This window comes from Cupriavidus sp. USMAHM13, from assembly GCF_001854285.1.
GTDB lineage: Bacteria > Pseudomonadota > Gammaproteobacteria > Burkholderiales > Burkholderiaceae > Cupriavidus > Cupriavidus malaysiensis.
Genome location: NZ_CP017751.1, coordinates 1,775,249 through 1,795,902 on the forward strand (window position 1 = coordinate 1,775,249; position 20,654 = coordinate 1,795,902).

21 protein-coding genes are annotated in these 20,654 nt (G+C 69.2%); 10 read left to right on the forward strand and 11 right to left on the reverse strand.

From position 1 onward, the window contains the following. Positions 1 to 11: 11 nt before the first annotated feature. Positions 12 to 1,517, reverse strand: coding sequence for a xanthine dehydrogenase small subunit (gene xdhA / locus BKK81_RS07780; protein ID WP_071011841.1), 1,506 nt, complete (start codon positions 1,515 to 1,517; stop codon positions 12 to 14). Between the two features lie 224 nt (positions 1,518 to 1,741). On the opposite strand from xdhA, the gene BKK81_RS07785 reads away from it, so the two are divergent. The 5 genes from BKK81_RS07785 to BKK81_RS07805 all read left to right on the forward strand — a co-directional run bounded on the left by BKK81_RS07785 (position 1,742) and on the right by BKK81_RS07805 (position 7,392). Beyond that, a complete protein-coding gene (locus BKK81_RS07785; RefSeq protein WP_071011843.1) occupies positions 1,742 to 2,677 on the forward strand; it encodes a LysR substrate-binding domain-containing protein in 936 nt (311 codons plus the stop codon). A gap of 113 nt (positions 2,678 to 2,790) precedes the next feature. Continuing rightward, complete coding sequence (locus BKK81_RS07790) at positions 2,791 to 3,402, forward strand: DUF4126 domain-containing protein (RefSeq protein WP_071011844.1); 612 nt, start codon at positions 2,791 to 2,793, stop codon at positions 3,400 to 3,402. A gap of 141 nt (positions 3,403 to 3,543) precedes the next feature. Beyond that, the gene (locus tag BKK81_RS07795) at positions 3,544 to 6,147 is read left to right on the forward strand and encodes an ABC transporter permease (protein ID WP_071011846.1); all 2,604 of its coding nucleotides are present in this window, start codon (positions 3,544 to 3,546) and stop codon (positions 6,145 to 6,147) included. Between the two features lie 154 nt (positions 6,148 to 6,301). Then, entirely contained in the window at positions 6,302 to 6,730 is a 429-nt protein-coding gene (locus BKK81_RS07800) for a group II truncated hemoglobin (protein WP_071011851.1), read from the forward strand. Positions 6,731 to 6,783: 53 nt separating this feature from the next. Beyond that, a complete protein-coding gene (locus BKK81_RS07805) occupies positions 6,784 to 7,392 on the forward strand; it encodes a DUF924 family protein (protein ID WP_071011853.1) in 609 nt (202 codons plus the stop codon). 37 nt (positions 7,393 to 7,429) lie between these two features. On the opposite strand, the gene BKK81_RS07810 is transcribed toward BKK81_RS07805, so the two are convergent. From BKK81_RS07810 to BKK81_RS07855, 10 genes are all read right to left on the reverse strand, one after another. After that, on the reverse strand, positions 7,430 to 8,014 hold the full coding sequence (locus BKK81_RS07810) for a TIGR00730 family Rossman fold protein (protein ID WP_071011855.1): 585 nt from the start codon (positions 8,012 to 8,014) through the stop codon (positions 7,430 to 7,432). Then, positions 8,011 to 8,709, reverse strand: coding sequence for a TetR/AcrR family transcriptional regulator (locus BKK81_RS07815; protein WP_071011858.1), 699 nt, complete (start codon positions 8,707 to 8,709; stop codon positions 8,011 to 8,013). Before BKK81_RS07815 ends, BKK81_RS07810 begins: the two co-directional genes overlap by 4 nt. Before the next feature lie 115 nt (positions 8,710 to 8,824). After that, complete coding sequence (locus BKK81_RS07820; protein ID WP_231907999.1) at positions 8,825 to 9,307, reverse strand: diacylglycerol kinase; 483 nt, start codon at positions 9,305 to 9,307, stop codon at positions 8,825 to 8,827. Then, the gene (locus BKK81_RS07825) at positions 9,231 to 10,355 is read right to left on the reverse strand and encodes a glycosyltransferase family 4 protein (protein WP_071011860.1); all 1,125 of its coding nucleotides are present in this window, start codon (positions 10,353 to 10,355) and stop codon (positions 9,231 to 9,233) included. The genes BKK81_RS07820 and BKK81_RS07825 overlap by 77 nt, the downstream gene beginning before the upstream one ends. Positions 10,356 to 10,456: 101 nt before the next feature. Next, positions 10,457 to 11,461, reverse strand: a complete 1,005-nt coding sequence (locus BKK81_RS07830; protein ID WP_071016214.1) for a UDP-2,3-diacylglucosamine diphosphatase — start codon at positions 11,459 to 11,461, stop codon at positions 10,457 to 10,459. Between the two features lie 142 nt (positions 11,462 to 11,603). Then, positions 11,604 to 12,620, reverse strand: a complete 1,017-nt coding sequence (locus BKK81_RS07835; protein ID WP_071011861.1) for an esterase/lipase family protein — start codon at positions 12,618 to 12,620, stop codon at positions 11,604 to 11,606. Beyond that, positions 12,617 to 13,144, reverse strand: a complete 528-nt coding sequence (locus BKK81_RS07840; protein WP_071011862.1) for an RDD family protein — start codon at positions 13,142 to 13,144, stop codon at positions 12,617 to 12,619. The genes BKK81_RS07835 and BKK81_RS07840 overlap by 4 nt, the downstream gene beginning before the upstream one ends. Before the next feature lie 130 nt (positions 13,145 to 13,274). Continuing rightward, positions 13,275 to 14,045 carry a DUF3106 domain-containing protein gene (locus BKK81_RS07845; protein WP_071011864.1) on the reverse strand — a complete coding sequence of 257 codons (771 nt, stop codon included), beginning with the start codon at positions 14,043 to 14,045 and terminating at the stop codon, positions 13,275 to 13,277. Positions 14,046 to 14,050: 5 nt separating this feature from the next. After that, positions 14,051 to 14,485, reverse strand: coding sequence for a DUF3619 family protein (locus BKK81_RS07850; protein WP_071011865.1), 435 nt, complete (start codon positions 14,483 to 14,485; stop codon positions 14,051 to 14,053). After that, positions 14,482 to 15,048 carry an RNA polymerase sigma factor gene (locus tag BKK81_RS07855; protein WP_071011867.1) on the reverse strand — a complete coding sequence of 189 codons (567 nt, stop codon included), beginning with the start codon at positions 15,046 to 15,048 and terminating at the stop codon, positions 14,482 to 14,484. Before BKK81_RS07855 ends, BKK81_RS07850 begins: the two co-directional genes overlap by 4 nt. Positions 15,049 to 15,420: 372 nt before the next feature. Between BKK81_RS07855 and BKK81_RS07860 the strand changes: the two genes are divergently transcribed. The 5 genes from BKK81_RS07860 to pssA all read left to right on the forward strand — a co-directional run bounded on the left by BKK81_RS07860 (position 15,421) and on the right by pssA (position 20,553). After that, positions 15,421 to 17,184: an acetolactate synthase 3 catalytic subunit gene (locus tag BKK81_RS07860; RefSeq protein WP_071011868.1), complete on the forward strand. Its 1,764-nt coding sequence runs from the start codon at positions 15,421 to 15,423 to the stop codon at positions 17,182 to 17,184. After that, positions 17,184 to 17,675: an acetolactate synthase small subunit gene (ilvN, locus tag BKK81_RS07865; RefSeq protein ID WP_071011870.1), complete on the forward strand. Its 492-nt coding sequence runs from the start codon at positions 17,184 to 17,186 to the stop codon at positions 17,673 to 17,675. Before BKK81_RS07860 ends, ilvN begins: the two co-directional genes overlap by 1 nt. A gap of 106 nt (positions 17,676 to 17,781) precedes the next feature. Continuing rightward, positions 17,782 to 18,798 carry a ketol-acid reductoisomerase gene (gene ilvC / locus BKK81_RS07870; RefSeq protein WP_071011872.1) on the forward strand — a complete coding sequence of 339 codons (1,017 nt, stop codon included), beginning with the start codon at positions 17,782 to 17,784 and terminating at the stop codon, positions 18,796 to 18,798. Between the two features lie 156 nt (positions 18,799 to 18,954). Then, positions 18,955 to 19,617, forward strand: coding sequence for a phosphatidylserine decarboxylase (locus tag BKK81_RS07875; RefSeq protein WP_071011873.1), 663 nt, complete (start codon positions 18,955 to 18,957; stop codon positions 19,615 to 19,617). A gap of 27 nt (positions 19,618 to 19,644) precedes the next feature. Next, positions 19,645 to 20,553 (forward strand): CDP-diacylglycerol--serine O-phosphatidyltransferase, encoded by a 909-nt coding sequence (gene pssA, locus BKK81_RS07880; protein ID WP_071011875.1) that lies wholly within the window; start codon positions 19,645 to 19,647, stop codon positions 20,551 to 20,553. The last annotated feature ends 101 nt before the right edge of the window (positions 20,554 to 20,654 follow it).

The window sequence follows — 20,654 nt, forward strand, 5'->3', positions numbered from 1 at the left end:
CCGTTCACTCCTTAGACACCGGCGGCGATCACGTCGGCGCCGGCGCCGGGGGCGCGGACGTTGACACTGGCGGCGGGCAGCGCGTCGGCGCGCGTCTCCAGCCAGAAGCGGTAGAGCAGGTTGGCGGCGCCGCGCGCGCGGTAGGCGGCGCTGGCGCGCATGTCGGTCAACGGCGTGTAGTCCTGGCCCAGCGCGGCCATGGCGGCGCGCGCGCTGGCTTCGTCCCAGGGCTGGCCGGTGAGGGCCGCCTCGGCCGCGGCGGCGCGCTTGGGCGTGGCGGCCATGCCGCCAAAGGCGATGCGCGCGCGCGTGACGATGCCGTCCTCGACGTCGATGGCGAAGGCGGCGCAGACCGCGGAGATGTCTTCGTCGAAGCGCTTGGACAGCTTGTAGGTGCGGAAGTGCGCCGGGCCTGCCAGCGGCACGCGCAGCGCGGCGACGAACTCGCCTGCGGCCATGGCGGTCTTCTGGTAGGCCAGGTAGAGGTCTTCGAGCGGCAGGGTGCGGCGCGTGTCGCCATGTTGCAGCACCACTTCGGCACCCAGCGCGATCAGCGCCGGCATCGAATCGCCGATCGGCGAACCGTTGGCGATATTGCCGCCGAGCGTGCCGGCATTGCGGATCGGCAGCGAGGCGAAGCGCTTCCACAGCTCTTCCAGTGCCGGGTGATGGGCCGTGAGCGCGGCGTAGGCCGGCTCCAGCGGCACGGCGGCACCGATCTCGAGCATGCCGTCGCGCGGTTCGACGTAGTACAGGTCCTGTACCTGGCCGATATAGAGCAGGTCGCCCAGTTCGCGGAACTGCTTGGTCACCCACAGGCCGACGTCGGTGCTGCCGGCCAGGATGCGGATGCCCGGCTCGGCGGCCTTGAGCGCGGCGAAGGCGGAGGCGGTGCGCGGCGCATGGAACTGCCGGCCGGCGGCGCTGTAGTGGAAGGTGCCGTCGCGGCGCAGGCCGCGCAGGGCCTCGGCGATGCTGCGCGGCTCGAGCTTGCCGGGCCGCGGCGCGGGCAGCGCCATCATGCGCTGGCCGGCGTCGATGATGGGACGGTAGCCGGTGCAGCGGCACAGGTTGCCGGTCAGGGCGTCGCAGATGGTGCTGCGCGCGGGGGCGTCGCCGCCCGGGGTGTGCTGCTGGTACAGCGCCCACAGCGACATGACGAAGCCAGGCGTGCAGAAGCCGCATTGCGAGCCATGGCATTCCACCAGCGCTTCCTGCACCGGATGCAGGGTGCCGTCGGCCTGGCGCAGGTCCTCGACCGTGATCAGTGCCTTGCCGTCCAGCGTGGGCAGGAACTGGATGCAGGAGTTGACCGCCTTGAAGGCGACCTGGCCGTCGTCCTGCAGCTCGCCGATGACGACGGTGCAGGCGCCGCAGTCGCCCTCGGCGCAGCCCTCCTTGGTGCCCGTGCAGCGCACGTCCTCGCGCAGGTACTGCAGCACGGTGCGGGTGATCGGGGCGTCCGCGACTTCCTGGATCTGGCCGCGATGGTAGAAGCGGATGGGTTGCGTCTCCATGGTCTCGTATTCCGTTAGGTGCCTTGTGTTATGGCGTGAAACATAGCATCGGGCTGGAGCAAGCAATATTCGGCCCAGGTGATGTGCGCCATCAGGGCGGAGAGCGGGCGGCCAGGGTGCGCGCGGATTGACCTGCCGCCGGGTGCCTCGCTTACACTATGCGCCGTTCCCATCCTCCTCGCCACCACCGCCGCCGGCCCGGCCGGCCCCGCGGCGACCGCCCCATGCACGGACGCGACCATCTCGATACCTACCTGCTGCGGGTGCTGCATACCCTGCTCACCGAGCAGAGCGTGACCCGCACGGCCGTGCGCCTGGGCCAGTCGCAGCCGGCCATCAGCAATACGCTCAAGCGTCTGCGCGAAATCACCGGCGATGCCATCCTGGTGCGGGGCAAGAGCGGCATGGTACCGACCGAGCGCGGCCGCGAGCTGCTGCTGCTGGCCGAGCAGAGCCTGGCGGCGATGGACCGCATCGCGCGCCCGCCGCAGCAGTTCGACCCGGCCACCACCACGCGCACCTTCCACCTGGGCGCGCCGGACTACCTGGATGCCTTCTTCCTGCCCAATATCGTCGAGCGGGTGCGCCGGCTGGCGCCCGGCGCCAAGCTGTTCGTGCATCCGATGACCGCCGGCAGCGACTTCCTGGAGGACCTGGAGCAGGGCCAGCTCGACATCGTGGTCGGCAACTGGCTGTCGCCGCCCGAGCACCTGCACATCTCGCCGCTGTTCGAGGACGAGGTGGTCTGCATGCTGGGCGCCCAGCATCCGCTGGCGCGCAAGGGCCTGACGCTGAAGCACTACCTGGAGATGCCGCACCTGGCGCCGGCGCCCTATGCCTCGATGCAGCGCAGCATGATCGACCAGGCGCTGGCCGAGCAAGGCTACAAGCGTAATATCCAGGTCACGCTGCCGTATTTCGGCCTGGTGCCCTACGTGCTGATGAAGACTGACATGGTCTTCACCACGGGCCGCCAGTTCGCCGCCCACTACGCCCAGTACCTGCCGATCCGCATGGTGCCCTCGCCGGTGGTCTTCCCGCGCATGCGCTTCTACCAGCTCTGGCACGAGCGCTGCCACGCCGCGCCCGATGTGCTGTGGCTGCGCCGCATGATCGCCGAGGTGGCGGCCGACCTGCCGCAGGTGGCGGACGCCGCCTGAACCGGCGTTCTCTGCACAATGGCGGTGCCGCGCCGCCCGTGCCGGGTGCCTGCGCGATCCGGATTACACTGCATCCAGCGGCGATCCTGCCGCAGCCGATCACAAGGAGCGCCATGCTGGAAACGGCCGCGCTGGCAGCCGGGTTGTCCTGGACCAGCGGCTTCCGCCTCTACCTGGCCGTGTTCACCGCCGGCCTGCTGGCCCGCCTGGGCTGGCTGCACCTGCCCCCCGGGCTGCAGCCGCTGACGTCCTGGTGGGTGCTCGGCCTGGCCGCGGTACTGGCGCTGGCGGAGTTCCTGGCGGACAAGATGCCGGGCTTCGACTCGGTCTGGGACAGCATCCAGACCTTCGTGCGCATTCCCGCCGGCGCCATCCTGGCGGCGGCCGCCTTCGGCCAGCTCGATCCGCAGTGGGTGGTGGCCGCCGGCCTGGCCGGCGGCACGCTGGCGGGCACCGCCCACGCAGTCAAGGCGGGCACGCGCGCCTTGATCAATGTCTCGCCCGAGCCGTTTTCCAACTGGGTCGCTTCCTTCAGCGAGGACCTCGGCGCCACCGCCGGCCTGCTGCTGTCGTTCTTCCTGCCGCTGCTGTTCCTGGTGCTGCTGCTGGTCTTCCTGGGGCTGGCCGCCTGGCTGCTGCCACGCCTGTGGCGCGGTGTACGCCGCCTGCACGGTGCCCTCGGACGGGCCGCGGCGCGGACGCGGCAGCCGGCCGGGCGCGAGTAGCGGGTATCGTGATGGCGATCGCCTTGTCGTGCCACGGCGCGGATCCTGCCGCCGGCAAGACGGCCCAGCCCGGCATCCACTGCGGCATCCACCCTTGAACCGGCCTTGACCCGAGGCCATGCCTTTTCCCGACCGACGACGATGACCCAGCCGCCAAGCCAGCCATTCCCGCCGCCGACCGCTCCCGCCAGCCCCGGTGCGCCAGCCGCTGCCGCACGCTTTTCCGCCTGGCGCCAGGCCTTGCGCATGGCCCGGCGCGACTGGCTGGCCGGCGAACTGAACCTGCTGCTGTTTGCGCTGGTGCTGGCCGTGGCCGCGCTCAGCAGCGTCGGCTTCCTGGCCGACCGCATGCGGCTGGGGCTGGAGCGCGATGCGCGCCAGATGATCGGCGCCGACGTGCTGCTGGTGGCCGACCAGCCGTTTCCCGCCGGCTTCGCCGACCACGCCCGGCAGGCCGGGCTGGCGGTGGCCCAGACCGTGACCTTCCCCAGCATGGCCACGGCCCGCGGCGCGGCGGCGGGCGACGCGCCGAGCCGGCTGGCCGCGCTCAAGGCCGTCAGTCCGGCCTATCCGCTGCGGGGGCGGCTCAAGACGAGCGCTGCGCCGGGCGGCCCCGAGACGGTTGCCGAAGGCATTCCCGAGCCCGGCACGGTGTGGGTCGATGAAGCCCTGCTCGATGCGCTGGGGCTGCGCATGGGCGATACCGTCCAGCTCGGCAGCCGTGGCTTCCGTGTCGCGCGCATCCTCACCCAGGAGCTGGACCGCGGTGCCGGCTTCATGAACTTCGCGCCGCGCGTGATGCTGGCGCTGTCGGACCTGGACAGCACCGGCCTGGTCGGCTGGGGCAGCCGCGTCAGCTACCGGCTGCTGGTGGCGGGTGCCGATCCCGCCGCCGCTGCCTTCCAGCGCTGGGCCCAGCAGGAGATCGCGCGGCTCGGCCTGCGCAATATGCGGGTCGAGTCGCTGGAGACCGGCCAGCCGCAGATGCGCGCCACGCTCGACCGCGCCGAGCGTTTCCTGTCGCTGGTGGCGGTGCTGTCGGCGATGATCGCCGCGGTGGCGATCGCCATGTCGGCGCGCCGCTACGTGCAGCGTCACACCGATGCCTGCGCGGTCTACAAGTGCCTGGGGCTGTCGCGCGGGCAGATCCTGCGCGCCTTCGGGCTGGAATTCGTGCTGCTGGGCCTGGCCGGCGCTGCCGTCGGGGTGGCGCTGGGCTATCTGGCGCACTATGGCCTGCTGCTGTCGCTGGGCGGCCTGCTGACCGTGACCTTGCCGCCGCCGTCGCCGCGCCCGGCCGCGCTCGGCCTGCTGTCGGGCCTGGTCCTGCTGAGCGGTTTCGCCTTGCCGCCGTTGCTGTCGCTGACGCGCGTATCGCCGCTGCGCGTGCTGCGGCGCGACCTCGGCCTGCCGCCGGTATCGGCCTGGCTGGCCTACGGCTTCGGGCTGGCCGCCTTCGGCCTGCTGCTGCTGGCCGCCGCGCGCGACCTCAAGCTCGGCCTGCTGACGGCAGGCGGCTTCCTCGCGGCAGGCCTGTTGTTCGGCCTGTTGTCGCTGGCGGTGCTGGGCGCGCTGGCGCGGCTGCTGCGCGGGCGCCTGGGCAGCGGCGTGGCCGGGGTCGGCTGGCGTTTCGCGCTGGCGGTGCTGGAGCGGCGGCGCGGCGTCACTGTGCTGCAGACGGTGGCCCTGGCGGTGGGCCTGATGGCGCTGCTGCTGCTCGGCATGACGCGCAGCGACCTGATCGCCTCGTGGCGCGGCGCCACGCCCGCCGACGCGCCCAACCGCTTCGTCATCAATATCCAGCCCGACCAGCGCGACGCCCTGCGCGCCCGGCTCGCCGGCGCCGGTATCCAGGACCTGCTGTATCCGATGGTGCGCGGGCGCCTCACCCATATCGACGGCCGCGCGGTGACGGGGGCCGACTATCCGGCCGAGCGGGCGCGCAACCTGGTCGAGCGGGAATTCAACCTGTCCTACATGGACACCCTGCCCGAGGGCAACCGCGTGGTTGCCGGCAGCTGGCCGCGCGGGCAGCTGGCCGGGGCCTCGGTGGAAGAGGGCATCGCCCGCACCCTCGGCATCCGCCTGGGCGACACGTTGCGCTTCGATGTGGCGGGCCAGCCGGTGGAGGCCAGGGTGACATCGCTGCGCAAGCTCGACTGGAGTTCGATGCGCGTCAATTTCTTCGTGATCCTGCCACCGGCCATGATGCACGGCATGCCGGAGACCTACATCACGGCCTTCCACCTGCCGTCGGCGCAGGCGCCGCTGGATAACCGGCTGGTGGCGGCTTTCCCCAACATCACCGTGGTCAACACCGAGCTGATCCTGCGCCAGGTGCAGCAGGTGCTGGACCAGGTCATCGCCGCGGTCGAGTTCCTGTTCGCCTTCACGCTGGCGGCCGGTGTGACGGTGCTGTATGCGGCGCTGTCCGGCACGCGCGACGAGCGCCGGCGCGACGCCGGCCTGCTCAAGGCGCTGGGGGCCTCGGCCGCGCTGGTGCGCCAGACCCAATACGCGGAGTTCCTGGTGGTGGGCGCGCTGGCCGGCCTGCTGGCCAGCCTGGGCGCGCTCGCGGTAGGCTGGGGGCTGGCCACGCAGGTGTTCGATTTTCCCTACCGCTTCAATCCGTGGATCGTGCCGGCCGGCGTGGTGGCGGGGGCGCTGTGTGCGTTGGCCGGCGGCTGGCTGGGCCTGCGCGAAGTGCTGCGCCAGCCGGCCCTGGCGACCTTGCGCGACGCCTGAGGCAGGCACGGTCGCCGCCGCCGGGGCCCGTCGCCATGAAACGGGGGACCCGGCCCGCCGCCGCGCGTGCGGCCGGATCCCCGTATTCCCCGTATCATGGCGGCTTTCGGCAGCCCTGTTCGGCCGCCCTGATCCAGCCAACACCCCTTACGGCATGACGAGTACGGAACACAACGACACCCCGGGCGACGGCGCAAAGCGCGAAACCAGCGCCTACGAACTGATCGGCGGCGAGGCGCGCGTGCGCGAACTGGTCGACCGCTTCTACGACCTGATGGACCTCGAGCCGGAGTTCGCCGGACTGCGCGCGCTGCATCCCGCCTCGCTGGACGGCTCGCGCGACAAGCTGTTCTGGTTCCTGTGCGGCTGGCTCGGCGGGCCCAACTACTTCATCGAGCGCTTCGGCCACCCGCGCCTGCGCGCGCGCCATCTGCCCTTCGAGATCGGCACCAGCGAGCGTGACCAGTGGATGCGCTGCATGGCGCTGGCGATGCAGGACACGGGCCTGCCGGAGCCGCTGCAGCTGCGCCTGATGGAGGCCCTGTTCCAGACCGCCGACTGGATGCGCAACGTGGCGCGCTGAGCGCGCCGGCGCCGCCTCCGTCCAATTTTTCGACTAGCAGGAGATCGCCAGGCATGACGGACAAGCTTCCCGCCGCCGCCCGCCGCGTGCTCGATTTCTGGTTCGGCACACCCGACTCTCCCGCCTGGGATACCTCGCGCCGCGAGTGGTTCGCCAAATCGGCCGCTTTCGACGACACCATCCGCCAGGCCTTCCTGGCCGAATGGGAGGCCGCCGCCGCGCCCGGTGGCGAGGCGCAGGACGCCGCCTGGGCACAGACGCCGGAAGGCACCTGCGCGCGCATCGTGCTGCTCGACCAGTTCCCGCGCAACCTGTTCCGCGGCGATGCGCGCAGCTTCGCCACCGATGCGCGCGCACTGGCGCTGGCGCGCCGGCTGGTGGCCGGCGGCGGCGACCTGCGCCTGCCGACCAGCTGGCACCGCATGTTCTGCTACCTGCCCTTCGAGCATGCGGAAGAACTCGCGGCCCAGGACGAATCGGTCAGGCTGACGCACCGGCTGCGCGACGAGAGTGGCGGCGCGGTCGACACCGTGGAGTGGGCCGACAAGCACCGCGCCATCATCGTGCGCTTCGGGCGTTTCCCGCACCGCAATGCGATCCTGGGGCGGGCCGGCACGGCCGAGGAAGCGGCCTTCCTGCGCGAGCCGGGCTCGTCCTTCTAGGCCATGGCTGCGCGGGGCAGGGCGGCGCCGGCGGCGCTCAGGCCTCGGCGCGCTTTTCCTGCCACTTGTCGACGGTCACACGCGGTGCCTGCTCCAGCTTGGCGAGCAGACCGGCCGGCGCGGTGTCGACGTGCAGCAGGTCGGCATGGACCTGCTTGAGGAAGCCTTCCTGCACCGCATGCGAGAGGAAGCCCAGCATGCCGTCGTAGAAGCCCGCCACATTGAGCAGGCCGATGGGTTTGGCGTGGTAGCCGAGCTGCTGCCAGGTGACGGTCTCGAACAATTCTTCGTAGGTGCCCACGCCGCCGGGCATGGCGATGAAGGCGTCGGCGCGGTCGGCCATCATCTGCTTGCGCTCGTGCATATTGCGCACCACGTGCAGCTCGCTCAGCCCGCGGTGGCCGACCTCCTTGTCCATCAGCGCCTGCGGGATGATGCCGATGGCGGTGCCGCCATGGGCCAGCACGGCGTCGGCGATGATGCCCATCAGGCCGACCTTGCCGCCGCCGTAGACCAGCGCCAGGCCGCGCTCGGCCAGCGCCTGGCCGAGCGCACGCGCCTGTTCGGCGTATTCGGGACGGTGGCCGGGGCTGGAGCCGCAGTACACGCAGACGGATTTCACTTCGATTCCTTGATGGTCTGGGCGGCCTTGACGGCCGCGTAATCGCGCGCTAGCTGGTCGAAGGCGGCACGCGCCTTGCCGCGCAGGTAGGGCGCGAGGATGGAGAAGATGTGGTAGCTGGAGCCGTGCAGGTAGCCGCGGATCCGTTCCGGGTCGTTGTACTGGCGCGGGTGCTGCACGAACTGGAACGACAGCCAGTAGGTGGCGACCACGACGATATTGGTGCAGATGGCTTCGACCTGCTCGGGCGTGGCCACCATCTCGCCGTCCTCGATGAACTGCCGGCAGATGGCCTGGGCGAAGCGGTTCTTCTGCTCGACGATGCGCTTGAAGTTGGTCTCCAGCATCCGGTTGCGCGCCAGCAGGTCGTTGATGTCGCGATAGAGGAAGCGGTAGTTCCACAGGAACTCGGACATGTACTGGAGGTAGCCCCAGCTTTCGTCGAGCGTGGCCTTGTGGTCGTCGGGCAGCTTCAGGCGGCGCTCCATCTCCTGCTCGAACTGCACGAAGATGGAGTTGATGATGTCGTCCTTGTTGCGGAAGTGATAGTAGAGGTTGCCGGGACTGATCTCCATCGCCTCCGCGATCGTGGTGGTGGTCACGTTCGGCTCGCCCAGTTCATTGAACAGGCGCAGCGAGACGTCGAGGATGCGGTCCCTCGTGCGGCGGGGGCCGGTTTGCGGTTTGGATTCCATGGGCTGCCGTTGGATCGGGGCGTGGGACAGCGATTATAAGCAAACACCGCCCGTTCCCTGGCTTTCCGGGCTCCCCGCTACCGCGCCGCCCGCCGCCCGCCGCCATGCGCCGAAGTCAGGACGCCTGCAGCCAGCGTGCCACCAGCGGCTCGAGGATCGCGATCCAGGTTCCGCCGCACAGGATCAGCGCCAGCATGACCGCCGCGCTGCCGTAGTCCTTGGCGCGCTTGGACAGGCTGTTGCGCTCCAGCGAGATGCGGTCGACCGCGGCTTCGACGCTGGAGTTGAGCAATTCCACGATCAGCACCAGCAGCAGCGTGCCCAGCAGCAGGATGCGCTCGACCACGCTGACCGGCGCCAGCAGCGCGCACGGCGTCAGGATGGCCACCAGCGTCAGTTCCTGGCGGAAGGCGCTTTCCTCCAGCACGGCATAGCGCAGGCCGGACAGGGAGTTGACGGCGGCGCGCCAGGCGCGCGCCAGGCCGCGGTTGCCCTTGTACGGGTTGTGCTCGATGGTGTACTCAGTGCTCGCTTCGGCCGGCGTTGGCACCGGAGCCGGTTTCGCCTTGGAGGGAAGCGGTGCGGATTGCGGCTGCATTTTCGACATGGTCTTGCGGTTGGCGTGAGGCCGTGGCGCCGCCGTGGGCGGCGGCCAGCGGCCGCAGATGAGACAGGAACTGCTCGGTAGCGGCGCGCCACGAGAACAGCTCGGCATGAGCGCGGGCGGTGGCGCGATCGATGCGCAGCGCTTCCAGGCAGGCTTCGCGCAGGTCTTCGTGCATCACGCCGGCCCGGCTCTCGCCCAGCACGTCGATGGGGCCGGTGACCGGGTAGGCTGCCACCGGCAGGCCGCTGGCCAGCGCTTCCAGCAGCACCAGGCCGAAGGTATCCGTGCGGCTCGGAAAGACGAAGACATCGGCCGAAGCATACACCTTGGCCAGCTCGGGCTGGCTCAGCACGCCCAGATAGTTGGCACCCGGATAACGCGCGCGCAGCGAGGCCAGGGCCGGGCCGTCGCCGACCACCCACTTCGAGCCCGGCAGGTCCAGCGCGAGGAAGGCCTCGACGTTCTTCTCGACGGCGACGCGGCCGACGTAGAGGAAGATCGGATGCGCCGTGTTCAACACGTTGGCGCGCTGGGCGGTGAACACGTCCAGGTCCACTCCGCGCGACCACAGCACGGCGTGGCCGATGCCGTAGCGGCGCAGGTCGTCGAGCACTACCGGGGTCGGCGCCATCACAGCCCGGGCCGGCCCGTGGAACCAGCTCAGGAAGCGGTAGGTCCAGGCCAGCGGGATGCCGAAGCGCGCTTGCACGTACTCCGGGAAGCGCGTGTGGTAGGCCGTGGTGAAGTGCACCTTGCTGCGCAGCGCATGCCGGCGCGCTGCCATGCCGAGCGGACCTTCGGTGGCGATATGCAGCGCGTCCGGCGCGAAGGCGCGGATGCGTTCGGCGACCGCGCGGCCGGGCAGCAGCGACAGGCGGATTTCGGGATAGGTAGGGCACGGCACGGTACGGAACTCGAGCGGCGTGAGCAGTTCCACCGTGTGCCCCATGGCCTCCAGCTCGCGGCGCGTCGACTTGAGCGTGCGCACCACGCCGTTGACCTGCGGTTCCCAGGCGTCGGTGACGATCAGGATCTTCATGCTGGCTCCTCGCGGCGCTGGCCGCTTGTGCATCGGTCCGCCTTGCTGCGCGGACATGGTTGGTCTGGGGAGGCGGCGCGCCGGCGGGCGCCGCGCGGGATTCAGGCGGGCAGGGCGGCGCGGCGTCGGCGCGCGCGCGGCGGCGCCGGCGGGTCGAGCAAGGTGGTCCAGTAGACGATCTTCAACTCGCCTTCCATGGTCTCGACCAGTGCCGACAGGCTTTCGACCCAGTCGCCGTCGTTGCAATAGAGCTGGCCGTCGACCTCGCGGATCTCGGCCTTGTGGATATGGCCGCAGATGACGCCGTCGCAGCCGCGCCGGCGCGCTTCTTCGACCATCGCGTGCTCGAAGGAGTTGATGTAGTTGACCGCGTTCTTGACCTGGTGCTTCAGGTATTGCGACAACGACCAGTAGGGGAAGCCGAGGCGCGCGCGCACCCGGTTGAAATGGCGGTTCAAGGCCAGGATCACGGTGTACAGCGAGTCGCCCAGGTAGGCCAGCCAGCGTGCGTGCTGTACCACGCCGTCGAACAGGTCGCCGTGCACCACCCACAGGTGCCGGCCGGTGGCGGTCACGTGGACTGCATCCTCGCGCACCGTGATGTCGCCGAAGGCGAGGCCGTCGAACTGCCGCGCCATCTCATCGTGGTTGCCCGGCACGTAGATCACTTCGGTGCCCTTGCGCGCCTTGCGCAGCAGCTTCTGCACCACATCGTTGTGGCTTTGCGGCCAGTACCAGCCGCGCCGCAGTTGCCAGCCGTCGATGATGTCGCCGACCAGGTAGAGCCGCTCCGATTCGTTGTGCTTGAGGAAGTCGAGCAGGTAGTCGGCCTGGCAGCCCGCGGTGCCCAGGTGGACGTCCGAGACCCAGATGGCGCGGTAGCGCTGCACCGTGTGCGGGGCGGTTTGCCTGGCGTCGTGCTGATTGGCGTCGGAGAGGGCGGGGGTGGCGGCGGGGGCGGGACGGGCTGCCGGGGCATCGAGCCCGGAGGGCGGCATGAAGGCGGCCAGCGCGACTGGCAGGGGCGGGGTCCCGGCAGCACTGCCGCGCAGCTTGTGCGCGGCCCGGGCGAGACAGCCGCGGGCGAATCGGATTGCGTGAACCATGGCGGCACCGGTAAGGGCGATGGCTGCATTGAGCCAGTGCCCCATGACTGCGCAGTGACGAGAACATGAATGTCACATGAAGACCGGGGCGGCCGGGACCGGCCCGCAACCGCTCTCCCCAGGTCTCCCGGGAGGACTCCGATCAGGCCTTGCGCGGCGCGCGTGCCGACGGCGTGGCGCCGGCAGCATGCGGTGCGGCACTGGCGAAGGCATCGAGGGCGGCGAGCACGGCGTCGCGTGCGCGCGGATGGCGCAGCAGCGCCACGTGGCCGACGCCCGCCAGCGGCCAGTGGCGGGCGCCGGGCAGGCAACTGGTGCCGGCCGGGCCGGCGATGGAGTCATGCCAGCTGAACACGGAGGCGAGCAGGGCGCGCTCGGCCGGCCCTTCGGCGTCGGCCAGCGCACGCAACCAGGCGCTGTCGCAACGCATCTGGCGCGCACTGGCGCCGGCCCCCAGGCTGGCCAGTGCGCAGCCCTGGTGCGGCGAGCCCAGTGTGACCAGTCCGGCGCAGGGCGCGCCGCCTTCGGCGCGGCCGCGCACCAGCGCCGCCCGCGCGGCCAGCCCGCCCATGCTGTGGCACAGCAGCAGCGGTGCCTGGCCGGTGCGCGCATGGATGGCGCGCATGCGCGCCAGCACGGTGCCTGCATGGTTGTCGATGCTGTCGAACAGGGGCAGGAGGTCGATCGCCTCGCAGGCGTAGCCCGCCGCCGCCAGCGCCGGCTGCAGGTCGAGCCACACGGCATGATTGCAGGCGTAGCCATGCACCAGCAGCAGTGGCGGCCGCGCCGGCGCGCCGGCGTGCGGCGGGACGAAGGACAGGCTGGAGCGGAAGGGCTCGATCCAGTTGAACATGCGGAACACGGCGGTGCATTCGTACAGGTAGCAGGCCAGTGCCGCGGCCGCCCCGAGCGGGGCGATGGCGGCTGCCTGCGGCACGGCAGGGCGCCGCGTGGCGGGGACGCCCGCGCCAGACAGCGAGATGGCGAAGGCGCCGGCCACGACCAGCCCGAACACCAGTGCGGCCAGCAAGGCCGCCCCCAGCGCTGCCGCCGGCCAGCGCCAGCCGGCCCAGCGGGCCAGTGCCGCGGCGCAGGCCAGCCCCAGGCCGAACTGCCCGGCCAGGGCGAGCCGGCGCAGGGCGCTGGCCGAGAGCGTCATGCCCGCGGCGGCCGCAGGTCGACCAGCCGGGTGCCGGCCAGGCGATCGTGCAGGAAGCGGCGCTGCGGGTCGAGCCAGGCGAGCATCACCCACAGCAGCAGTCCAGCGGCCAGCACGGCCAGGAAGGGGCCCTTGACCAGCCCCAGCGCGTGGCCGACGGCGGCCGAGGGCGGCAGCCACAGCCAGGCGAGCAGATAGCGCCAGGCTGCCTGCGGCCAGCGCGGCGGTTTGCCCTGCGCGGTTTCCACGCGCATGCGCCAGGTCTGCATGGCCAGTGTCTGCCCGTTGCGCTGCCAGAACCAGACGAAGTACAGGCCCATCGCCAGGAAGCTCCATGCCTGCATGGCCAGCGCCGTATCCAGCCCCGATGCGCGCAGGCCGGGCCGGATCACCAGGTAGGCGGCGGTGGATGCGCTCAGCACGCCGAACAGCAGCACGCCCTCGTAGAGCATGCAGGCGAGGCGGCGGCGCAGGGACGGTGAGCGGCTGGCGGCGGGCGGTTCGGCGAAGGTGGCGGCAGTCATGGCGCGGGCGGACGTCGGGCACCGGCAGGCGCCCGCCCGCGGGGATCGCGGGCATCGCGGCATTATGCCAAAGGGCGCCGGCGGCGCGTGCGGCCGCAGGCAGAGGCCAGGCCTGCCGGGTGTTCCTGCTTCAGTTGCGGGGGGTCGCGTCGGCCGGGGTGGTGGCCGCGGTATCGGTGGCAGGCTCGGCCGGATCGGCGGCCTGCGGGGTCGGAGCCGAGGCCGGCGCGGGCGCGCTTTCGGCCACGGCGGCACTGGCCGCCGGCTTGGCCGTGGCCGCCGCCGCCGGGGTGGGGGCGGTCGGCGCGCTGGCCGGCACGGCCGGCCGCGCCAACGGCTTGCCGGTCTGCACGGGCAGGCGCCTGGCCGATGGCAGGGCGCTGACGGCTCCCGGGTGGTGCGGGGTTTCGGCGGCAGCGAGTTTCTTCTTCTGCTCTTCCGGCAGGTGCTGGTACTTGTCCCAGGCCTCGGCCTTCTTGGCCGCCGGCAGCGAGCGCGTGATCTGGTAATTCTCGCGTGCCAGGCGGCGCTGCTGCGGCGTCATCCGGATCCACTCGGTCATGCGCGCCTGCAGCCGGGACTGCTCGGCCGGCGAGAACTTCGGGTAGCGCTCGGCGATCTGCAGCCACTTGCGCCGGTGCAGCTCGCCCAGGCTCTCCCAGGCGGGTTGCAGCGGGGCCAGGATGCGCTGCTGGACCGGGGTCAGTTCGTCCCACTTGGGACGGGCCTGCGCAGCGCCGCGCGCGGGTGCCGGCACCGAGGCGGCCGCGGAAGCGGCCGGTGCGCTGCCTTGCGCGTGCGCGGAGGGCGGATTCAGCACCCAGGCGGCGGCTGCGACCAGTCCTGCGGACACGATCAGAACCAGCCGGCGACGAGGAGCGTCGGAGTGGGGGCGGATCATCGGGCTTATTGGCCGCGCTTGAGGAAAACGTGGAAGCCCTGGTCGGCGTAGGCGGCCGGGGGCAGTTCGTCCAGCAACATGGCGGCATCCACGTCCGCCAGTTCGTCGATGCGCTTCTGCTGTTGCCACTGGTAGATCGCCACCAGCCCGATGGCCAGCACGATCAGCGCCCACAGCAGCGCGAGCCGGCGCAGCCAGCTGCCGGCGCGGTGCAGCGGCGTATCGTCTTCTTCGAAGATGGGCCCGGCATCTGCGCCGGCCAGCGCCAGTCGCGGTACCTTGACCGTGACCTCTGCCTTCTTGTGCGCCAGCGCGATGCGGCGCGCGGCGGCCAGCCGCTCGCTCAGCGCGGGCGGCAACTCCTGCGCCGAGGCGTCGAGGGCCTGGCGCACTTCATGTACAAAGCGGCGTTCCTGGATTTCTCTGTCGTTTCTGCTCATAGTCGGACCCCCCGCGCTCGCAGGGCCTGCGCCAGTGTGTGCGTGGCACGGGAACAGTGCGTCTTGACGCTGCCTTCCGAACAGCCCATGACCGCGGCGGTCTCGGCGACGTCCATATCCTCCCAGTAACGCATCAGGAATGCCTCGCGTTGACGCGCAGGCAGCCGCTGGATCTCCTGTTCGATGATATGCATGGTCTGCGCCCGCTCTACCTTGTCGGCGCTGCTTTCGGCCGATTCGCTGCCGATTTCGGCCTCCAGTGTCTCGAGCAGGTCATTGTCGTCGCCTTCCCGGTCGTCGCGCAGGTTGGAAAACAGCGTGACCCAGGTATTGCGCACCTTCTGGCGGCGGAACCAGTCGTGGATGGTGTTCTGCAGGATGCGCTGGAACAGCGGTGGCAGTTCCGCCGCACCCTTGTCGCCATATTTTTCGGCGAGCTTGATCATGGCGTCCTGGACGATGTCCAGGGCGGCTTCGTCGTCACGTACTGCAAACACGGCCTGCTTGAAGGCGCGCCGCTCGACGCTGGCGAGAAAATCAGAAAGTTCCTGTTCGGTTGCCATGCAGGCAGAAGCAGACGGTGGCTCGTGGTTGGCGCTATTGCGGCCTGGGATGTGCGGCCTGAGGCCTTCGGCACATCCAAAATTGGAGCGATGCTAGCAAAAAAACGGGCTCCCCGACACGTTGTCTCTTTTGTAATACAGGTGTGCTGCCGGTGTGGCGGCGCAGCCGGCGACACGCGGGTGCCGCGGAAAATACCGTGGACCGCGCTGATGCAATACAGTATCATCTCCCGTTCACACGACATCTGTGGTTGTCTCATCCGGCCGCTTATGAGGCGGTCTCCCATGCAGACGCGCACCGCTTGAACCCGTGCCACAAGCCCGGCAGAGAGCATCCAAACAATTTTTTGCCGAAAATTGCAAAGGACTGACATGAACATGCCCAGCGCGGAATTCTCCCACGCAGACAGCAATTCATCCGCCGCACCCGAAATGATCGGGGCGGAAATCCTCGTCCACGCACTGGCCGAAGAAGGCGTCGAGTACGTCTGGGGCTACCCCGGTGGGGCAGTGCTGTATATCTACGACGAGTTCTACAAGCAGAAGAAGATCGAGCACATCCTGGTGCGCCACGAGCAGGCAGCGGTCCATGCGGCCGACGGCTATGCGCGCGCCACCGGCAAGGTCGGCGTGGCCCTGGTGACCTCGGGTCCCGGCGTCACCAACGCGGTGACCGGCATCGCCACCGCCTACCTGGATTCGATCCCGATGGTCGTGATCACCGGCAACGTGCCGACCTCCGCCATCGGCCAGGACGCCTTCCAGGAGTGCGATACGGTCGGCATCACGCGGCCCATCGTCAAGCACAACTTCCTGGTCAAGGACGTGCGCGACCTCGCCGCCACCATCAAGAAGGCCTTCTACATCGCCGCGACCGGCCGTCCGGGCCCGGTGGTGGTCGACATCCCGAAGGACGTCTCGCGCAATGCCTGCCGCTACGAGTACCCGAAGGCGGTCGACATGCGCTCGTACAACCCGGTGAACAAGGGTCACTCGGGCCAGATCCGCAAGGCCCTGGCCCTGCTGCTGGGTGCCGAGCGTCCGTTCATCTATTCGGGCGGCGGCGTGGTGCTGGCCAATGCCAGCGACGAGCTGCGCCAGCTGGCCCAGCTCACCGGTTTCCCGGTCACCAACACGCTGATGGGCCTGGGCGCGTTCCCCGGCACCAGCAAGCAGTTCGTCGGCATGCTGGGCATGCACGGCACGTATGAAGCCAATATGGCCATGCAGAACTGCGACGTGCTGATCGCCATCGGCGCGCGCTTCGATGACCGCGTGATCGGCAACCCGGCGCACTTCACCTCGCAGGCGCGCAAGATCATCCACATCGATATCGATCCGTCCTCGATCTCCAAGCGGGTCAAGGTCGACATCCCCATCGTCGGCAACGTCAAGGACGTGCTGCAGGAGCTGATCTCGCAGCTGCAGGCGAGCGAGACCAAGCCGCGCCGCGAGCCGCTGGCCAAGTGGTGGGAGCAGATCGAGAAGTGGCGTTCGGTCGACTGCCTGAAGTATGACCGCGACTCCGAGATCATCAAGCCGCAGTACGTGGTCGAGAAGATCTGGGAACTGACCAAGGGCGACGCCTTCGTCTGCTCCGACGTGGGCCAGCACCAGATGTGGGCCGCGCAGTTCTACAAGTTCGACCAGCCGCGCCGCTGGATCAACTCCGGCGGCCTGGGCACGATGGGCGTGGGCCTGCCGTACGCGATGGGCATCAAGAAGGCCTTCCCCGAGAAGGAAGTGGTGACCATCACCGGCGAAGGCTCGATCCAGATGTGCATCCAGGAACTGTCGACCTGCCTGCAGTACGACACCCCGGTCAAGATCTGCGCGCTCAACAACCGCTATCTCGGCATGGTGCGCCAGTGGCAGGAGATCGAGTACGACAACCGCTACTCGCATTCCTACATGGACGCGCTGCCCGACTTCGTCAAGCTGGCGGAGGCCTACGGCCACGTCGGCATGCGTATCGAGAAGACCGCCGACGTGGAGCCCGCGCTGCGCGAGGCCTTCCGCCTGAAGGACCGTACCGTGTTCCTGGACTTCCAGACCGACCCGACCGAAAACGTCTGGCCGATGGTGCAGGCCGGCAAGGGCATCTCCGAAATGCTGCTCGGCGCGGAGGACCTGTGATGCGTCATATCATTTCGGTCCTGCTGGAAAACGAGGCCGGTGCGCTGTCGCGCGTGGTCGGCCTGTTCTCGGCCCGCGGCTACAACATCGAGACCCTGACCGTGGCGCCGACGGAAGACCAGTCGCTGTCGCGCATGACCATCGTCACCACCGGCTCGGACGACGTGATCGAACAGATCACCAAGCACCTGAACCGCCTCGTCGAGGTGGTCAAGGTGGTCGACCTGACCGAGGGCGCGCACATCGAGCGCGAACTGATGCTGGTCAAGGTGCGCGCGGTCGGCAAGGAGCGCGAGGAAATGAAGCGTACCGCCGACATCTTCCGCGGCCGCATCATCGATGTCACCGAGAAGACCTATACCATCGAGCTGACCGGCGACGGCGGCAAGCTGGATGCCTTCCTCGACGCCATCGACCGCACCGCCATCCTGGAAACGGTGCGTACCGGCGGTTCGGGCATCGGTCGCGGCGAACGCATCCTCAAGGTCTGAGCAGCACCACAGGCGCAGTATCCACGGCGGTGCGGACCCGCCGGGCCATGTGTCCCAGGGGCGCCGCCAATCCATACCAAGATAGACAGCAAGCGAAGGAACAATCATGAAAGTGTTTTACGACAAGGACGCCGACCTCTCCCTGATCAAGGGCAAGAACGTCACCATCATCGGCTACGGCTCGCAAGGCCACGCCCACGCGCTGAACCTGAAGGACTCGGGCGTCAACGTGACGGTCGGCCTGCGCAAGAATGGCGCCTCGTGGAACAAGGCGGTCAACGCCGGCCTGACGGTCAAGGAAGTGGCCGAAGCCGTGAAGGGCGCCGACGTGGTCATGATCCTGCTGCCGGACGAGCAGATCGCCGACGTGTACAAGAACGAAGTGCACGCCAACATCAAGGAAGGTGCAGCGCTGGCCTTCGCCCACGGCTTCAACGTGCACTACGGTGCGGTGATCCCGCGCGCCGACCTCGACGTGATCATGATCGCGCCGAAGGCTCCCGGCCACACCGTGCGCTCGACCTACTCGCAAGGCGGCGGCGTGCCCCACCTGATCGCCGTGCACCAGGACAAGTCCGGCGCCGCCCGTGACATCGCCCTGTCGTACGCCACCGCCAACGGCGGCGGCCGCGCCGGCATCATCGAGACCAACTTCCGCGAAGAGACCGAGACCGACCTGTTCGGCGAGCAGGCCGTGCTGTGCGGCGGTACCGTCGAGCTGATCAAGGCGGGCTTCGAGACCCTGGTGGAAGCAGGCTACGCGCCCGAGATGGCTTACTTCGAGTGCCTGCACGAGCTCAAGCTGATCGTCGACCTGATCTACGAAGGCGGCATCGCCAACATGAACTACTCGATCTCGAACAACGCCGAATACGGCGAGTACGTCACCGGCCCGCGCGTGGTGACGGAAGAGACGAAGAAGGCGATGAAGCAGTGCCTGACCGACATCCAGACCGGTGAATACGCCAAGAGCTTCATCCTCGAGAACAAGGCCGGCGCCCCGACCCTGATCTCGCGCCGCCGCCTGACGGCCGAGCACCAGATCGAAGAAGTGGGTGCGAAGCTGCGCGCGATGATGCCCTGGATCGCCAAGAACAAGCTGGTCGACCAGTCGAAGAACTAAGCTGGCGCGAGCCGGCAGGCCAAGCGGGGCAAGGCCCCGCAGGCCATGGCCGTCCCGTCTCCCGTCCATGCCCCCTGCTTTCGAGGGGCGATTCGGGCGGAGACGGGACGGCTTTTTGTTATCCTTGTCAGACTTTACTCAACGCACAAGTCCTGCATGAACTATCCTCATCCGCTGATCGCCCGTGAAGGCTGGCCGTTCCTGGCCGGCGCCTTTGTCATCTCGCTGCTGGTCAACGCCGGCGCGGGCTTCTGGTGGGCATTGCCGCTGTGGATCATCACGCTGTTCGTGCTGCAGTTCTTCCGCGATCCGCCGCGCCCGGTGCCGCAGCAGCCCAACGCGGTGCTGGCGCCGGCAGATGGCCGCATCGTCGCCGTGGAGAAGGTGCAGGACGGCTACGCCGGCCGCGAGGCGCTGAAGATCAGTGTGTTCATGAACGTCTTCAACGTTCATTCGAACCGCAGCAGCATCGATGGCACGGTCGAGAAAATCGAATACTTCCCCGGCAAGTTCGTCAATGCCGACCTCGACAAGGCTTCGAGCGAGAACGAGCGCAACGCGGTGGTGATCCGCCGCGCGGCCGACGGCCAGCTCGTCACGCTGGTGCAGGTGGCCGGCCTGGTGGCGCGCCGCATCCTGTGCTACACGAAGGTGGGCGAAACCCTCTCGCGCGGCCAGCGCTACGGCTTCATCCGCTTCGGCTCGCGCGTTGATGTCTACCTGCCGCTGAGCGCGCGTCCGCGCGTGACCATCGGCGAGAAGGTGTCGGCATCGTCGACCGTGCTGGCCGAGCTCGACGTCGCAGGCGGGCAGCAGTAAGCGGCAGCGGCGCACAGGAGAACCGGCATGGGTGCATTCAACCGGCGCAACAAGCGCGTCAGCAACGGCAACGTGACCCATCTGCGGCCGTTCCGCCACAACCAGCTGCGCGGCGACGCGGGCGGCTACGGCCCGCACAGCGACCGCGACGATGCGGACGAGCACGATGACGTGGTCTTCGTGCGGCCGCGCCACCGCGGCATCTACCTGCTGCCGAATGCCTTCACCACGGCGGCCCTGTTCGCAGGCTTCTTCGCCATCGTGCAGGCGATGAACATGCGCTTCGACGTGGCCGCCATCGCCATCTTCGCGGCCATGGTGCTCGACGGCATGGACGGCCGTGTGGCACGCATCACGCACACGCAGAGCGCCTTCGGTGAGCAGTACGATTCGTTGTCTGACATGACCTCGTTCGGCGTGGCGCCGGCACTGGTGATGTACGAGTGGATCCTGCATGACCTGGGCAAGTGGGGCTGGCTGGCAGCCTTCGTCTACTGTACCTGCGCGGCGCTGCGGCTGGCGCGCTTCAACGCGAATATCGGCGTGGTCGACAAGCGCTTCTTCCAGGGGCTGCCGAGCCCGGCGGCGGCGGCGCTGGTGGCCGGCTTCGTCTGGCTGGTGATCGACAACAAGCTGTCGGTGAAGGACCTGTGGATGCCGTGGGTGGCATTCGGCATCACGCTCTATGCAGGCCTGTCGATGGTGTCGAACGCGCCGTTCTACAGTGGCAAGGCGCTCGACGTGCGCTACCGCGTGCCGTTCGGCGTGATGGTGCTGGTGCTGGTGCTGTTCGTGGTGGTGTCCACCGATCCGCCGGTGGCCCTGTTCGGCCTGTTCGTGGTCTATGCGATCTCGGGCTATGTACTGTGGGCCTGGCGTGGGCTGCATGGCCAGCCGGGCGTGGCACGGGTGCGTGACAACGGCAAGGGTTCCTAGCCGGACAGGAGGAACAAGGGCGCTGCGGCGCCCTTGTCCGTTCTGCGGCGGCGTCCGGCCCGGCGTCCGGGTTCGGTATTGTCTGCGCCGTCCGTCTTTGC

Excerpts from the sequence above, each read along its gene's own strand:
- BKK81_RS07860 (WP_071011868.1), top strand. The coding sequence starts at position 15,421 with ATGAACATGCCCAGCGCGGAATTCTCCCACGCAGACAGCAATTCATCC.
- BKK81_RS07820 (WP_231907999.1), bottom strand. The coding sequence starts at position 9,307 with ATGCAGCCGCAATCCGCACCGCTTCCCTCCAAGGCGAAACCGGCTCCG.
- ilvN (WP_071011870.1), top strand. The coding sequence starts at position 17,184 with ATGCGTCATATCATTTCGGTCCTGCTGGAAAACGAGGCCGGTGCGCTG.
- BKK81_RS07825 (WP_071011860.1), bottom strand. The coding sequence starts at position 10,355 with ATGAAGATCCTGATCGTCACCGACGCCTGGGAACCGCAGGTCAACGGC.
- BKK81_RS07830 (WP_071016214.1), bottom strand. The coding sequence starts at position 11,461 with ATGGTTCACGCAATCCGATTCGCCCGCGGCTGTCTCGCCCGGGCCGCG.
- BKK81_RS07805 (WP_071011853.1), top strand. The coding sequence starts at position 6,784 with ATGACGGACAAGCTTCCCGCCGCCGCCCGCCGCGTGCTCGATTTCTGG.
- BKK81_RS07800 (WP_071011851.1), top strand. The coding sequence starts at position 6,302 with ATGACGAGTACGGAACACAACGACACCCCGGGCGACGGCGCAAAGCGC.
- BKK81_RS07790 (WP_071011844.1), top strand. The coding sequence starts at position 2,791 with ATGCTGGAAACGGCCGCGCTGGCAGCCGGGTTGTCCTGGACCAGCGGC.
- BKK81_RS07795 (WP_071011846.1), top strand. The coding sequence starts at position 3,544 with ATGACCCAGCCGCCAAGCCAGCCATTCCCGCCGCCGACCGCTCCCGCC.
- xdhA (WP_071011841.1), bottom strand. The coding sequence starts at position 1,517 with ATGGAGACGCAACCCATCCGCTTCTACCATCGCGGCCAGATCCAGGAA.
- BKK81_RS07815 (WP_071011858.1), bottom strand. The coding sequence starts at position 8,709 with ATGGAATCCAAACCGCAAACCGGCCCCCGCCGCACGAGGGACCGCATC.
- BKK81_RS07855 (WP_071011867.1), bottom strand. The coding sequence starts at position 15,048 with ATGGCAACCGAACAGGAACTTTCTGATTTTCTCGCCAGCGTCGAGCGG.
- BKK81_RS07875 (WP_071011873.1), top strand. The coding sequence starts at position 18,955 with ATGAACTATCCTCATCCGCTGATCGCCCGTGAAGGCTGGCCGTTCCTG.
- pssA (WP_071011875.1), top strand. The coding sequence starts at position 19,645 with ATGGGTGCATTCAACCGGCGCAACAAGCGCGTCAGCAACGGCAACGTG.
- BKK81_RS07845 (WP_071011864.1), bottom strand. The coding sequence starts at position 14,045 with ATGATCCGCCCCCACTCCGACGCTCCTCGTCGCCGGCTGGTTCTGATC.
- BKK81_RS07835 (WP_071011861.1), bottom strand. The coding sequence starts at position 12,620 with ATGACGCTCTCGGCCAGCGCCCTGCGCCGGCTCGCCCTGGCCGGGCAG.
- BKK81_RS07850 (WP_071011865.1), bottom strand. The coding sequence starts at position 14,485 with ATGAGCAGAAACGACAGAGAAATCCAGGAACGCCGCTTTGTACATGAA.
- BKK81_RS07840 (WP_071011862.1), bottom strand. The coding sequence starts at position 13,144 with ATGACTGCCGCCACCTTCGCCGAACCGCCCGCCGCCAGCCGCTCACCG.
- ilvC (WP_071011872.1), top strand. The coding sequence starts at position 17,782 with ATGAAAGTGTTTTACGACAAGGACGCCGACCTCTCCCTGATCAAGGGC.
- BKK81_RS07785 (WP_071011843.1), top strand. The coding sequence starts at position 1,742 with ATGCACGGACGCGACCATCTCGATACCTACCTGCTGCGGGTGCTGCAT.